At 36.1% G+C, this 14,207-nt stretch carries 18 protein-coding genes and 1 pseudogene; 15 read left to right on the forward strand and 4 right to left on the reverse strand.

The window, feature by feature from the left end:
* Window positions 1-680: 680 nt before the first annotated feature.
* Window positions 681-1,850 (reverse strand): hypothetical protein, encoded by a 1,170-nt coding sequence (locus tag ABC255_RS10790; RefSeq protein WP_412993390.1) that lies wholly within the window; start codon window positions 1,848-1,850, stop codon window positions 681-683.
* Between the two features lie 110 nt (window positions 1,851-1,960).
* Here ABC255_RS10790 and ABC255_RS10795 point away from each other — a divergent pair, with 110 nt between their 5' ends.
* The 8 genes and pseudogenes from ABC255_RS10795 to ABC255_RS10830 all read left to right on the forward strand — a co-directional run.
* Window positions 1,961-2,200, forward strand: a complete 240-nt coding sequence (locus ABC255_RS10795) for a helix-turn-helix domain-containing protein (protein ID WP_412993392.1) — start codon at window positions 1,961-1,963, stop codon at window positions 2,198-2,200.
* Window positions 2,201-2,294: 94 nt separating this feature from the next.
* On the forward strand, window positions 2,295-2,963 hold the full coding sequence (locus ABC255_RS10800; RefSeq protein WP_412993394.1) for a CHC2 zinc finger domain-containing protein: 669 nt from the start codon (window positions 2,295-2,297) through the stop codon (window positions 2,961-2,963).
* Window positions 2,897-4,375: a DNA primase family protein gene (locus tag ABC255_RS10805; RefSeq protein WP_412993396.1), complete on the forward strand. Its 1,479-nt coding sequence runs from the start codon at window positions 2,897-2,899 to the stop codon at window positions 4,373-4,375. The genes ABC255_RS10800 and ABC255_RS10805 overlap by 67 nt, the downstream gene beginning before the upstream one ends.
* A 281-nt stretch (window positions 4,376-4,656) precedes the next feature.
* Window positions 4,657-5,082, forward strand: coding sequence for a helix-turn-helix domain-containing protein (locus ABC255_RS10810; RefSeq protein ID WP_412993398.1), 426 nt, complete (start codon window positions 4,657-4,659; stop codon window positions 5,080-5,082).
* Between the two features lie 68 nt (window positions 5,083-5,150).
* Window positions 5,151-5,669 carry a hypothetical protein gene (locus ABC255_RS10815; RefSeq protein WP_412993400.1) on the forward strand — a complete coding sequence of 173 codons (519 nt, stop codon included), beginning with the start codon at window positions 5,151-5,153 and terminating at the stop codon, window positions 5,667-5,669.
* A gap of 63 nt (window positions 5,670-5,732) precedes the next feature.
* Window positions 5,733-5,909 carry a hypothetical protein gene (locus tag ABC255_RS10820; RefSeq protein ID WP_412993401.1) on the forward strand — a complete coding sequence of 59 codons (177 nt, stop codon included), beginning with the start codon at window positions 5,733-5,735 and terminating at the stop codon, window positions 5,907-5,909.
* A gap of 82 nt (window positions 5,910-5,991) precedes the next feature.
* Complete coding sequence (locus ABC255_RS10825) at window positions 5,992-6,201, forward strand: hypothetical protein (RefSeq protein ID WP_412993403.1); 210 nt, start codon at window positions 5,992-5,994, stop codon at window positions 6,199-6,201.
* A gap of 94 nt (window positions 6,202-6,295) precedes the next feature.
* Window positions 6,296-6,925 (forward strand): annotated as a pseudogene (locus tag ABC255_RS10830) (hypothetical protein); the annotation flags it as partial.
* Between the two features lie 3 nt (window positions 6,926-6,928).
* Here ABC255_RS10830 and ABC255_RS10835 read toward each other — a convergent pair.
* Window positions 6,929-7,096 carry a hypothetical protein gene (locus tag ABC255_RS10835; RefSeq protein ID WP_335531784.1) on the reverse strand — a complete coding sequence of 56 codons (168 nt, stop codon included), beginning with the start codon at window positions 7,094-7,096 and terminating at the stop codon, window positions 6,929-6,931.
* A gap of 180 nt (window positions 7,097-7,276) precedes the next feature.
* On the opposite strand from ABC255_RS10835, the gene ABC255_RS10840 reads away from it, so the two are divergent.
* The 4 genes from ABC255_RS10840 (at window position 7,277) to ABC255_RS10855 (ending at window position 9,787) form a co-directional block, all read left to right on the forward strand.
* A complete protein-coding gene (locus tag ABC255_RS10840; protein WP_024029256.1) occupies window positions 7,277-7,450 on the forward strand; it encodes a YozD family protein in 174 nt (57 codons plus the stop codon).
* 353 nt (window positions 7,451-7,803) lie between these two features.
* On the forward strand, window positions 7,804-8,595 hold the full coding sequence (locus ABC255_RS10845) for a serine/threonine protein kinase (RefSeq protein WP_412993406.1): 792 nt from the start codon (window positions 7,804-7,806) through the stop codon (window positions 8,593-8,595).
* A 13-nt stretch (window positions 8,596-8,608) separates the two neighbouring features.
* On the forward strand, window positions 8,609-9,379 hold the full coding sequence (locus ABC255_RS10850) for a sporulation protein (RefSeq protein WP_412993408.1): 771 nt from the start codon (window positions 8,609-8,611) through the stop codon (window positions 9,377-9,379).
* Window positions 9,380-9,478: 99 nt separating this feature from the next.
* Window positions 9,479-9,787, forward strand: a complete 309-nt coding sequence (locus ABC255_RS10855; protein ID WP_412998534.1) for a hypothetical protein — start codon at window positions 9,479-9,481, stop codon at window positions 9,785-9,787.
* A 41-nt stretch (window positions 9,788-9,828) separates the two neighbouring features.
* On the opposite strand, the gene ABC255_RS10860 is transcribed toward ABC255_RS10855, so the two are convergent.
* Window positions 9,829-9,966: a hypothetical protein gene (locus ABC255_RS10860; protein ID WP_412993410.1), complete on the reverse strand. Its 138-nt coding sequence runs from the start codon at window positions 9,964-9,966 to the stop codon at window positions 9,829-9,831.
* A gap of 157 nt (window positions 9,967-10,123) precedes the next feature.
* On the opposite strand from ABC255_RS10860, the gene deoD reads away from it, so the two are divergent.
* The 3 genes from deoD to ABC255_RS10875 all read left to right on the forward strand — a co-directional run bounded on the left by deoD (window position 10,124) and on the right by ABC255_RS10875 (window position 13,389).
* Window positions 10,124-10,828 (forward strand): purine-nucleoside phosphorylase, encoded by a 705-nt coding sequence (gene deoD / locus ABC255_RS10865; RefSeq protein ID WP_412993412.1) that lies wholly within the window; start codon window positions 10,124-10,126, stop codon window positions 10,826-10,828.
* Window positions 10,829-10,933: 105 nt separating this feature from the next.
* Window positions 10,934-11,731 (forward strand): M15 family metallopeptidase, encoded by a 798-nt coding sequence (locus ABC255_RS10870; RefSeq protein WP_412993414.1) that lies wholly within the window; start codon window positions 10,934-10,936, stop codon window positions 11,729-11,731.
* A gap of 146 nt (window positions 11,732-11,877) precedes the next feature.
* Complete coding sequence (locus tag ABC255_RS10875; RefSeq protein WP_412993416.1) at window positions 11,878-13,389, forward strand: lmo1851 family serine protease; 1,512 nt, start codon at window positions 11,878-11,880, stop codon at window positions 13,387-13,389.
* A 58-nt stretch (window positions 13,390-13,447) separates the two neighbouring features.
* Here ABC255_RS10875 and ABC255_RS10880 read toward each other — a convergent pair whose 3' ends face one another.
* Window positions 13,448-14,158 (reverse strand): AlbA family DNA-binding domain-containing protein, encoded by a 711-nt coding sequence (locus ABC255_RS10880; RefSeq protein WP_412993417.1) that lies wholly within the window; start codon window positions 14,156-14,158, stop codon window positions 13,448-13,450.
* Between the last annotated feature and the right edge of the window lie 49 nt (window positions 14,159-14,207).

Here is a 14,207-nt window from a genome sequence, read left to right on the forward strand (position 1 = left end):
GTACTGTTTTTACTTGTTTGCTTAGCAAAATGTTAGCATTTATGTAATAATTTCTGGTCTCAAATAGGTTCCCTTTCCCTTTGTCAAAAACGAAAGATGCGGATAAGGTGTGTATAAACCGCAGTGACTTTTATCGTATTTAGAAGGTTTTAATAGTTTTTTCTTATTGCTATCGGGGGGACACTTTGGGGACAAATTTAGCAAACTGTTTCCTAAAACAAAATCTCAATCATATTAAGACTTATAAAAATCCTTATTATAACAAGGATTTCTTAATAAAACTGTTATAATCATCAAGTATATCCATCATTGACATGGTTGGGGTCACTGGTTCACAATGTTTATGTTCATTTTCACTTTGGGTGATATAAATAAAGGAGAGGAGGTTTGTTTCAAACCTCCTCAATTACTTTTTTAATCCCATTTATGATCACACTTCTGGTCACAACTTGGTCACAGATTAGATGTTTTTATATTTAATTAGATAAAATTAAATGATATATGGCTTGAGAAAAAGTGCATTAAATCAAGACTTTATGGCATTATATCAAACTAAATGGAATCAAAAATGATACCTTCCCACTAACTTCAAAACTGCTTGAGTATCACGGAAGGAAGATTTCAACTTAGTTTTCCCTTCACAAACTATAATTATATTTATAAAGGGGAATGAACCCCTTTTATTTTTTTCTTTCTTTTCTTTTATCAAATCTTTTCCGTTTCCTGTAACAATCAAGGTTATCTTCTTTGTTGCAAAATGACTTGCCTTTTTTACCGTGGATTATATTTCCACATAAATTACATGTATTAATAGATTTATTTTCAACATTTACAATGTTGTTTAATTCCCACCAAAAGTAACCTTCCCAACCAAAAATCCGGGTTACAGGTATTTTTTCATGAAAGATATGAAAATATCTTTCGTGTTGGAGTAGCTCTTTTATGTCATTAACCTCAATGTTAAATGTTCCTTCGATATCAAAAAGTAATTTCCGCATATTACCCGTTACATATGCTGGCCAAACCATTTGCCATTCAAGATTTGTCCAACCTTCCGAAGAGAAACGGCATACTTGTGTAGTGATATTACTCCTATTTTCATCAATGGATTTAATACAGCTATTTAGATATGTCCAATGATTTAATAAATCAACACATCCTCCCCCTAAGGGAAACATCTCATTAAATGGTTTTTTCCAGAGTATTTCCGTATGAAAAGCCTTCACTCCATCATTATTCACCACAATATTTCCTTTATCACCAGTTGGTTCGTTCTCCCATTTAAATTCCCCGAAAAATTCCTTGCTTTCTGTTTCAGGACTAATACTTTCTACAAATCTACTTCCTTTGGGGGGCCATGTTAATTCAATTTGTCGTTCTTCTTCATTCAATAAGTAACATGGAATACCGGGCCCGGGGGAGAGATCCACCCTTCTTTCTACATAAGACAGTTTATTTTTTTTAATATACGGCATCGTCATCTTAATCCAATTCTTTGTTGAGCTTATAAAAGTGGGATCACCTGAGTTTATCCACATTGCAAACAAATTCTTAGGAAGCTTCCCATTCCAACTAGATGGTATCGCGTCACCCACTTGAGGGTACATAGCCCCATCCTTTGACACATTAACAACGGTAATCATATTAAATGTTTCACTAGGGATTGCACATTCGAAGATTGTCGTTGTTTCCTCACGTAATTCCCACCGCACAATTTCATCTATTTCGGGAAGCAGCCAAATTCTATCTTCTCCAAGCCATTTCCTCTGGGCTCTTTCAACATCTCTCTTAAATGATGGAGTATCCCAACTTACATTTAAAACAGGAAGCCATAGTTGGATTGGTTTCACATTCGCACCCTCCTTCAGATGTCGCACGATTTGTCGCACGATTTTTTCATATATAAATTATATTACCATGAAAATGTAGTAAAAAGGATTTTATGGAAGGTGGTGGCAAGATGACCCTGATAGAGTATCTTCGTAAGGAAAAAGGGCTTTCGCAGGTTCAGTTAAGCAGGGAACTTAATATTAACCCGTCTGCAATCGCTCAATTAGAAAATGAGTATAGAAAAAGCTGGCCAAAGCTGAGGGAACAGCTGTCGCATTTTTTTGGTGTGGAAGAAGGTGTTTTGTTTAATGTTGATGGTTGGCCCAAAAAAATTAATATAAATATACCAAAGATTCCGTTAAAGCGGTAAACATTAGAAAAATAAAAAAACCCTTTGTATAAAGGGTTTAAAAAAGAAAAGGCTTTAACCATTTTACAACCTTTTTGAGACGTAGGTGTAAAAAATGAACCTTACATTAGATTATACTATCGGCGAAATAAAATCAAAGGTTGATATTTTAACAATCGTTGAGGAATCGTCACTTCAGTTGAGGAAAAGAGGGCGGAATTTTATAGGTTTATGTCCATTTCATAGTGAAAAAACGCCTTCTTTTAGCGTAAACCCACATAAAAATATTTTTAAGTGTTTTGGCTGTGGAATAAGTGGTGACCAAATAAGCCTATATGCACAATTAAATGGCATTAAAAATGGAAAAGCTGTTTCAGAGCTAGCCCAGCGTATCGGGTTGTCAGGAAAAAAGCTGACTAAACAACAAAAAATAGTGGTCAGTAAACGGCAAGAAGACAAAACGCTAGAAAAACGGTTTGAACAGGAATATAAACGGCTGTTTTATTATCTTTGTACCTTACGAGATTATATGAAAGTCAAAGCTAAAAATTACAAAGATATAGACCGGGTAGTGCTAGATCCGATCTTAATTCTCTATTATCACGAAAGTGCCTACCATGAGTATTTACTGGACGGGCTATTAGCTGGGCTTTTGGATGAACTTAACTTTGACCGGCAGATTGACTTTTTCGGATCTGCTATTGGAGTTGTTAATAAGTGGAAAGGTTTGCTGCGAAAACAAAAGCTGAAAGGCTTCGAGAACGTGGAACTGATAAGCTATTAGAAGAATTTAACTCAAGACAAAAACAGGAACAGTCCTTTAGTTATACCGATTTAGGTAATGCCGAGCGTTTGATGTATGAACACGGGAGAAATTTTCGATATCATATCGAGCGAAAAAAATGGCTTTATTGGAACGGAAAGTATTGGGATGTCGACAACACAAACCATTTAAAAAGAAAAGCAATAGAAGTTGTCAAGGGGTTTCAAAATGAAATCGAGCATATTCAGAATGCAGATGAAAGGGAATTATTTTCAAAACATATTGTTCGTTCCCAATCCGCTTCCAGGATCCAAGCTATGCTCAATTTAGCAGATTCAGTTTCCTCTGACATAACTATAAACGAATCCATGCTAGACCAGAATGAATATTTGTTGAATGTGGCTAACGGCACGATTGATTTGAAAATGCTTGAAATGTATGGGGTTACTGATGCCATTCTATCTGCTCATAAGAGGGAAGATTTGATTACACAGTACGTTGATATTCCTTTTAATCCAACTGCGAAATGTCCGACATGGTTAAGGTTTTTAAATGATATTTTCATCGGGAATCAAGAAATCATTTCTTATGTTCAAAGGGCGGTAGGTTATAGCCTTACAGGTAGCAACAAAGAAGAATGCTTATTCATGCTATACGGGCCGAAGGGGAGAAATGGAAAATCCACTTTAGAAAAAGCCATTCATAAATTGATGGGGGAATATGCAGGGCATACCGACCCATCAACTTTTATGAAAAAAGGAAACACCGCAAGACATACATTAGCAGAATTTTCAGGAGTGAGATTCCTTTCTACATCCGAAGTGGAACGGGGTGAGGAATTGGCAGTCCAACTGATTAAACAAATAACAGGGCGTGATCCGATTGAAGCCGAGCGAAAATATGAACAACCATTTACCTATATTCCTAAATTTAAAATTTGGATGCTGACAAACAATAAACCTAGTATTTATGAGCGAAGAAAAGCTATTTGGGAAAGGATTCATTTAATAGAGTTCAACCGTTATTTTGAAGAACATGAGAGGGATAAAAATTTGGACGAGAAATTAGAATCCGAAATGGAAGGTATATTGGTTTGGGCATTGGAAGGTTGTCTGGAATGGCAAAGACAGGGATTGAACCGACCAGCCGAGGTTCTGGATGCCGTAAAGCGGTATGAGGAAGAACAGGACATTATCGGTCAATTTATCAGTGAAAATTATGAGGTTGATTCTGCTAATGGAAATTATTGGGAAGTTCCAGACCGCATGTATCAAAACTATAAATCATGGTGTTCCGAAAGTGGATTTGGTTGTCTTAACAAAAATAATTTTGGTATCGAAATGAAAGAGCGATTCGCTTTTAAGTCAAAAAGGGTTGAGTTTAACGGTAAGATCCAACCGAAAAAAGTCTATGTGGGTATTCGCTCAAAATGATTTTTATAGTAGGTATGTAGTAAACCCTATCTAGTAACCTAAAAGCCTTATTTATCTAGGGTGTAGTAGACGTAGTAAGCTCTTTTATAAAAGTTTTATACAACATTATAAAACGATTAAACATTGGTTTTTTATAGTAAATCCAAACCTATTTTTGTATTTTCGCTTACTACGCTTACTACATCCATTTATATCAAGTGTTAGGGTTTACTACACAGCTTACTACAGCCCAATGACGTTTTAATTACATGGCTGAGACAACTACCTTAGGAGTGAAATTAATGGCGAAAGTTACCAAGATTGACCAAAAAGAGCAATTTGTTGAGTTAAGGGCAAAAGGTGTTTCCTATGATGAGATCTCAAAAGAAATCGGGGTTAGCAAGCCTACTCTTATCAAATGGGGCAAAGAAATGCAGATGGATATTAGTAACCGAAAGGCATTGGAATTAGAGCTACTGCAAGAAAAGTATTTTGTTTCAAAAGCCAAAAGAATCGAGTTGTTCGGGGAAGAATTGCTCCGGTTGAATGAGGAATTAGCAAAGCGGGATTTATCCGAAGTTCCGACCGAAAAATTATTTGATTTGAAAATGAAGACAATCGCCAGTTTAAAGCATGAGGAAACTGAAACCATTTTAAGAGAAAAATCATCATTGGATGATTCCTTAACGGAGTTACTGGACAACAGTTATACCGAATGGAGAGCGTAATGGAAACATGCGGAATCCTTTACTAAAAGTTAACCGCTATTTAACCGAAAAGGAGGGTTGCAGCCACCATGAAATCATCATATGAGCGGCTGGAAGGTGAAAGCAAACAAGCCTTTGAGGGCTTTGTTGTTTATAGAAATTTAGGGCTTACTAGAAACCTTAAAGATGTTGGGAAGAAGCTGGGAAAAAACCATTCTTTGATTAAGCGTTGGTCATCCCATCATAATTGGGTTGAGCGTGCCCGAACATTTGATGAAGAAATGGACAGAAAAGCGATTTTAGAGAATGAGCAGCTGCGAAAACAAATGATTAAAGACCATGCGGAAGTATCCCGTCATTTGCTTTTCAAAGTGAAAGAGGCCGTGGAACATATTAAACCTGAAAATTTATCACCCTATGAAATAGCAAAGCTACTGGAAATCGCCGTGAAGGTAGAACGGTTGAGCCGTGGTGAAAGCACGGACATTTCCGAAATTAATCATAGTGGGGAAGTTTCTGGAAAGGTTGATGAACAAGATATTTTCAAGCGGGTTGACCAATATGCCGAGCTCTATGAAAAAATGGCAATGCAAGCAAATCTCACTTGAAAACAGGTGTACCTAAAGTATACCAATTTGAAAGGGTGAAGGGCATTGAAATATATTATCCAGTTGGAAAAATGTACAGTCATTCTTACATCACAGGAAATTTACACACTATTACAAAGGGATACCGATATCTTTAAAACGGCTTTAAAACGTGGGAAGTATTTTTTGCGAAACCGAACACAGCGAGAACGGGAAGTAAACCAATTCGAACGGGGACAAAGTGTGAAACCAAGACTTTAGAAAAATCCAGAAATTAAATGAAGGAACTTTCTCAAAGGTGCTGCTTTAAGTTCCGAATAGATTTAATTAAGAAAAAATTAGTATGGAAGACCAGAAAAAATTGGATACAGACAAGATTCCAAACAAACACGACCTGCATATTATGCAACGAGGTGATTTCGTCGTGAAACTTAAATGTGGAGAAAGAGGAACATTTAACGCGGAGAAAGCAGCTAGGGGATTGATTGAACTGACTAACAAAATTAAGAAGCAAAATGTTCAAAATAAAAATAATAATGATAAAGCAAAGTAACTCGTGTGCCCAAAAGGTATACGAGTTTTTCTTTTATTTATAATGGTGTCTAAACCCATTATTGACAATGGTTTGACCATCCAATAAATTTAGAAAATTTACAGATGTCAAGTTGATTGACGGAAATTATGTATACGAAGTGAATAAAAGTGATGGTCTTTTTGTTGAATCAGGACTGCAGCTTCTTTCAGAATATGAGGGAACTTTGGTGGAACAGGAACAAATTGATATCGAATACAAATTCTTTTTCGGTGATTTAGTTCAGGTCGCTGGATATGGCTCCGATTTGTTTAAGATTGTCGGGTTTCGAACAGAAATTTGGCGCTACAAAGAAGATGCATGGGAAGATGTTATTTACGAACTATCTAGGATTAGTGATGGGGAATGGCTGGAAGCGGGTGAAGAGGAAATGACACTCGTTGCAGACGCTGAGAGTGCGGACACGTTTATTCAAAAATTAGGGCTTCTTTACTTGGTAAATAATGAAGAGAAGCAGCAAGTTGCTATTTCAAAGACACAAAAAAACATCGTCAGAAAAGCAGAACTTGAAGAAATCGAACGAAAGAAGGAAAAAAAGCAGCTAATAGATAATTTATTAGATATTTTTAATGATTACAAAATTCTATATACCATGTTCAACGACCAGGAATATTATCAAGTTATGCGTGTTATTCTTAGAAAATTAAAAAGTGTCGTAAATGACGATGGCAAAAGCCATGTCTAGCCTCTACCAGCTGGATATGGACACTAATAAGTAAATGACCAAAGGAATCCCACCCCATTTTATTAGAAAAAATAGACACTCTAAAATCTTCTCAAAGGCAGTGATGATCAATCCATCCTCCTGATTTACGTCTTCCACAATAGCTTCAAATTTTGCTTGTAGATTTGACATACTATCACCTCATAATAATTCTTTTTATTCATCCTATGCTTGTCCTAAGAAAAAAAGACATATTTATTCTTTTATTTTGCTCTCTATGTTTAAGCGGCAGAATATTTACCGATTCTTCTAGAAGTAAATAGCATGAATGAGCAGGTTTCAACATACATTCTGTAAAAAGGGGGCGATGCTATGAGAGAAATTGAAGTATTTATTGATACGGAAGAGATTGCTGAATTTTTCTTTCATGAGCTGGTGAAAAGAGGATACGTTCCTTCGGAAGAAGAATTGGAAGAAATCGCTGATATCACCTTCGAGTATCTCATCGAGAAAAGTATTATCGACGAAGAAGTAGAAGATGAATAGGTAAAATATCACGATACTTTATTCATCTTTATAATAAGAAGTAACGAAAGACGAGCATTTGATTCTGCTCGCTTTTTGTTTGCGAAAATTTTTTAACTATTTTCTTTAATGGATGAAACTTTCCTATTTCTTTCCCGTATTACATACCACAAGGCTCGAGGAGGAATGATGATGCTAAAAAAGATCTTAAAGTCGATTCTAGGAAGTAAATCTCATCATCAAAAATATTCACATTCAAGTAATGCTTGGAAAAAAATTAAACACAACAAACATAAGCACTACGGACATCAACACTATAAAAAGAAACATAAAAGTGGTAGCTTTTCTAGCTTCTTTAGCAGTTAACCATTTATATGTTTAAAAGGATTTCTTTAGTTACTGCAAACATGCTCGAAAGGCGATTTCAGCAAAATGAAATCATTGCCGAGCGCTATCGGATTATCAACCATCTAGGTGTTGGTAGCTATGGAAATAGTTACTTAGTATTTGATCAAGTATCACAACAACAGAAAGTTTTAAAAGCATTACGTATCCATAAAAGAATTAAGAAGTCTGGAAAAAAAGGCTTTGAGCTTGAAAAAAACATACTCAAATCGTTAAAACATCCAGGGTTTCCACAATATTATGAGGATGGAATATATAATAGTATTCCATTTTATACCATGGAGTATATGGAAGGGAAAAACTTCGAACAATTAATTTTTCAAGATGGACAAAAATATACTGAAATAGCAGCTTTTGTGATCGCCTATGAATTACTAGAGCTCATTTCCTATTTACATGAACAACAACTGATTCACAGAGATATTCGTATTCCAAATGTGATTGCTAGTGATTCGAGGATTGTTCTTATTGATGTAGGACTTACGCGAAAATGTGATCATGACAAAGAAAACATAACAAAGGGAAATTTACGGAAAGAGGTAAATCCCCAAGCTGATTTTTATGGTCTCGGTCATTTCTTATTGTTTTTACTTTATTCCAACTACTCGTTCCCAAAAGACCAAAAAGAAAGCAGCTGGGAAGAAGAATTGGAAATCTCAGATCAGGCAAAGCACATTATAAGCAGGCTTTTACAAATAGAAGATTGCTATGAAAACTGCGTACAGATAAAGTCAGATATGAAAATATTAATTGGGAAATAAGGAGGAAATGAGAATGTCTTTTTTTGACAAGGTATTTGCTAGTGTAGGAATAGGTTCAGCTGCGGTTGACACAAAGTTGGAGAGGGATACGTACTCGCCTGGGGAGACAGTTAACGGTGTGGTAGAAATCAGAGGGGGAAAGGTAGAACAGCAGATAGATGATATATACTTATCGATAAATACTACCTATTTGAAAGAGTCAGATGATAAAAAGTATAATGTCACAGCTACTATTGATCGTTTTCGAATTACCAGTCCATTTACAATTGGAAAAAACGAAAGAAAGGAAATACCTTTTTCCTTCCAGCTTCCATTAGACACTCCACTATCAATTGGAAGGTCTAAAATCTGGGTTACAACAGGTTTAGATATTAAAAATGCAGTGGATCCTGGTGATAAAGACTATATTCAGGTTGTACCGAATCAATTAATGAATGCAATCTTTAATGCAGTTGATGGTCTTGGATTCCGTTTGCGTGAGGCGGATTGTGAAGAAGCTTCATACAAAGTACGCGGTCGCCTGCCATTCGTGCAAGAATTTGAATATGTTCCGACCTCTGGACCTTTCCGTGGAAGATTAGATGAGCTTGAGGTAGTATTGCGACCATCTGGAAATGGTGCACTTGAATTGCTTTTACAGGTTGATCGTCGTGCTCGTGGATTGGGAGGACTATTTGCAGAAGCGGCAGGTTTGGATGAGAGCAATGTAAGATTAACCGTTACATCAGCAGATATTCCAAATCTTCAACAGCAAATCCAAAGCGTAATACAAAGGTTTTCCTAATAGTCGACAAAAAAAGATAAATATCTAGGAAGGATTCTCCTAGGTTCATCTCTAATTATTAAAGTAATGACAATTATTTTAATGATTGGAGGGGATAAGATGATCAAGGCGATAACCAGAAGAGCTAATATTCAATATGATGTGACAATCTTTCAAACTCCAAAGTATAGAGAATACAAAGGGTACAAACCGATTTATCGTATCTTTATTCATGCAGGTAACCATGAAAACTGTTTGGAGAAAACATTTAGCCTTTTTAATGTTACTGATCGAATTCCATTGAATTATGATGGAAGATTTCTTTCCACTGGAGACATCATATTAATTGATGAAGGTCGTCGCGGACAGCACTACTACCAGTTAAAGCCTGGCGGCTGGCAGCCAATTAATCGAATCCAAATTAGATAAATAAAACCTAAGGAGCAAATCCTTAGGTTTTTTCTTTAATTTTATTTACCATCACTTTTCCGACCGCCTGATGCATCATGTTCTTTTGCATGGGCATTATGCTCTGCTTCAATGGCTTCTGCTGGAATGTGATTATTTTTCTTTGGCCGATTTGTTTGTGCTCTATGCTTTTTTCCCATAATGTAATGTACCTCCTTTGGATAATCTAAAAATAGCTTCCCACAAATAAAAAAAATCATGACCATTTCGGTTAAAGCTTTTTCATTCGAAATTGATTATGATATATTGACAAGTGTGAGGTATGGACTTCACTGAAATGATAGGAGGATTTTTATTATGAGTGTACATATTGGTGCGAAGGAAAACGAAATTGCAGAAACGGTATTACTGCCTGGAGACCCACTTAGGGCTAAATATATTGCAGAAACCTTCTTAGAAGATGCAAAATGCTATAACGAAGTTAGAAATATGTTTGGTTTTACTGGTACATATAAGGGAAAAAGAATTTCAGTTCAAGGAACTGGAATGGGAGTTCCGTCAATCTCCATTTATGTGAATGAATTAATGAACAGCTATAATGTTCAAAATTTAATCCGTGTAGGCACTTGTGGTGCCATCCAAAAGGATGTAAAAGTTCGCGATGTTATTTTAGCGATGACAAGTTCGACTGATTCCAACATGAATCGTTTGACCTTTGGAGGGGTCGATTTTGCTCCATGTGCAAACTTTGATCTGCTCAGAAAGGCCTATGATGCAGGAGTGGAAAAAGGGCTGAATCTGAAAGTAGGGAACATTTTTACAGCTGACTCTTTCTATAATGACAATGCTGAGCTTGAAAAATGGGCTAAGTATCAGATCCTTGCTATTGAGATGGAAACAACAGCTTTATATACGTTAGCTGCTAAATTTAACCGCAAAGCATTATCGGTTTTAACCGTAAGTGACCATATTTTAACAGGTGAAGAAACATCTGCCCAGGAGAGACAATTAACATTTAACGATATGATTGAAGTTGCATTAGAAGCAGCAACAAAAGAATAAGACTATTGACCTCTTTCGCTTTGTGAAAGGGGTTTTCTTATTGACCTTTTTGGTAAAAATAGATATAGTGCATAAAGGATGAAGAAAGATAGATAGGTGAGAGTAATGGTATGGAAAAATGTATTATTGATTGGTTCTGTGACCGTACTATTAAGTAGTTGCAGTCAAATCAATTCACTATTAAATAAGCTCCCGTTCACGGCAAATGATTCTAGTAATAGCAATCAGCAAAAAGATGAAACACAGATAAATGACCCACTTAGTTTAGAATCAATTTTTTTCAATGAAATTAAAGAGGTTGATGGAAAAAACGTCATCCAAAATTCTACTAATGTAATGGCATTGGTTAATAAAGAGTTTTACCTTCCGAATGATTATATTCCCGAGGATCTTGTTAGACCAGATGTTGAGTTTTCATTTGGAGAAGTGGATACAGAAAAAAGCTTAATGAGAGAAGAAGCTGCAACAGCTTTAGAAAATATGTTCTCTACTGCTCTGAAAAGCGGGATTGAGCTTTATGCCGTTTCCGGTTACCGCTCTTATAACCGGCAAGAACAATTGTTTAATGCGGAAATAAATAGAGTGGGGATAGAAAAAGCTGAACAAGCTGTAGCAATACCAGGGGCGAGTGAGCATCAATCGGGACTGGCTATGGATATTTCGAGCAAATCCAATAAATTCTATTTGAATGAAGCCTTCGCTAATACAACAGAAGGAAAATGGCTGAAGGATAACGCCCATCACTTTGGTTTTATTCTGAGGTATCCTAAAGAGAAAATCGATATTACCAATTATATGTACGAGCCCTGGCATTTTCGCTATGTTGGAGTGAAGGCTGCAACGATTATGTACGAGCATAATTGGACATTAGAGGAGTATTTTAATGAAGTGAAAAAAATGTAAAGAATAAAGCACGGCACCCCTTTTGGCAGGATGTGCCGGTTTTTTTTAAAAGAGCTATTTATAATGGTAACTTTTCTTTGTTAATTTTTAATAAAAGATGTTATTCTAATCACTAAGGACTAGTTTTACATAATATTTTTTCGACAATGAAAGTGGTGAAGGCTTTGGATGAACAAAATGTTGAACAAGAACATAACGAACAAGAACATAACGAACAAGAACATGTAACAGATAAAAAAACGGGATATGTGAACATAAAGAAATTTCATTTTATATTAATACTATTTTTCCTTGTATTACTATCAACTGGAATAACAACATTCGCTCTATCATTCGGAGAAGAAAAAGTTATTACAGTAGGGACAGAAAGGTCAGAATTTGATAAACTTTACGCGGCCTACGATACATTAAAGAGCGGATATTTTGAGGAACTCGACCAGAAAAAACTAATCAATGGGGCTATTGATGGTATGGTAAAGGCTCTTGACGATCCTTATACAGACTATATGAGCGTGGAGGAAGCAGAAAACTTTCATAGCTCTATCAATTCATCTTTCCAAGGAATTGGTGCTGAGATCCAAGAGAAAGATGGCCATATTACCATCGTTTCACCAATTAAAGGATCACCTGCAGAAAAAGCTGGATTGAAACCGAATGATATCATCACGTCAGTGGATGGCAAAAGCCTGCAGGGAATGACTTCGACTGAAGCAGTAACAATCATTCGTGGTAAAAAAGGTACCAAAGTTGAGTTGACCATCCAACGGCCAGGAACAGATGCCCCTGTAAAGGTTTCGATTATTCGTGATGATATTCCGATTGAAACCGTTTATGGTGAAATGGTTGGCGATGGTATTGCTAAGGTTCAAGTTACTAGTTTCTCTACCAATACGTCAAAAGACCTTGCGGCAAAGTTAAATGAACTTCAGAAAGAAGGTATGAAAGGCTTAGTACTGGATCTACGCCAAAACCCAGGTGGATTATTAGAAGAAGCCATTAGTATATCGAGTATGTTTGTTCCAAAAGGGAAGTTGATCTTAAAAGTAGAAGATCGTAATGGAAAGACGGAGGAATATCCTTCACAAAATGATGGAAACTCTGACTTCCCATTAGTTGTATTAATTGATAAAGGTAGTGCTAGCGCGTCAGAAATTCTTGCTGGAGCGGTAAGTGAATCTGCTGGAGTAAAGCTTGTAGGTGAAACCTCCTTTGGTAAAGGAACTGTTCAAACCGCCAAGGATTTCCCTGATAAATCAAATATAAAATTTACAACGGCTAAATGGCTGACCCCAAATGGGAACTGGATTCATAAAAAGGGAATAAAACCTGATTTTGAAGTTTCGCTTCCAGAGTATGCATCATTACCAATCATAAACCCAGATAAAGAGCTGAAGCTATCTAGCTCTTCAACTGAGGTTGAATCAGCACAGAAAATGTTAAAAGCAATCGGCTTTGATGCAGGTCGAGAAGATGGATTCTTTGATGAAAAAACCCAAGCAGCTGTAAGCAGTTTCCAAACCGCTAATAATTTGCCTGCTGATGGAGTATTAAAAGGGGATTCCACTATGAAATTAATGGAAAAACTCAGAGAATTGATTGAAACAAACGATACTCAGCTTCAAAAGGCAATTGAAGTGCTAAAAGAGGAAATGAAATAATGAAGAGGTCTGGACCGTCTGGTTCAGGCTTTTTTGTGTAAAAAAAATACGACCTTATCTAAGTTTCAGGTAGTATATCTAATAGGTCCCTAATTCTTTCTTTTTTTCGATCTATCAATTCGGCAATAAAATGTCTATATTCATTATCTTGTAGGGATGAAAACTCTTCAAATAATTCTTTTAATTGGTTAAGGTGCTCTTTTAGGGTATATTCATTCACGCCAGAACCTCCTGATTGTACCTTACGTAAGATGATTTCAACAAGCTTGTCATTCGTTGCTTCAAGTGTCTTAGTACCTTGTCGTACATAAATCGCACCATAACGGAGCTCGTTCCGTTGAACAACAGAAGTATATGGTACATATTTTGGATCATATTCAATAATAAGCACTTGAAACCGTTTATTACTCAGATTCAGTTGGTCATGACCATAATAAAAATCTTCCGTCCGATATTTTAAGTATTTTGGCAATAAATTGGCTAGTTTATTGTCAATATCCGCTTTATCTAAAAAATCATCTTCGTTAAGTCCAGTTAAAGAAATAGCGCCCTCATCATTTTGACTTACACCGACAATAATACAGCCTCCGCCTGAATTTGCGATGGCAAGAACATGTTTAGCCATCTTAGAAAACTCAGTCCATTTTGTTTTAAAATCTAGAAAATCTGTTTCGCCTGTATTGTGTAGGAGAAGGTCTTTTAACGATTCATGTGAAGGATTTTTTATAAAGTGAATGAGATTTTTTGGATAGACATACTCATAAATCATGAGGAAAGTCCTTTCTGAATATTCTTTTTACTAATATTATAAGCCACTT

Source organism: Neobacillus canaveralius (genome assembly GCF_047237705.1).
GTDB lineage: Bacteria > Bacillota > Bacilli > Bacillales > Cytobacillaceae > Neobacillus > Neobacillus niacini_K.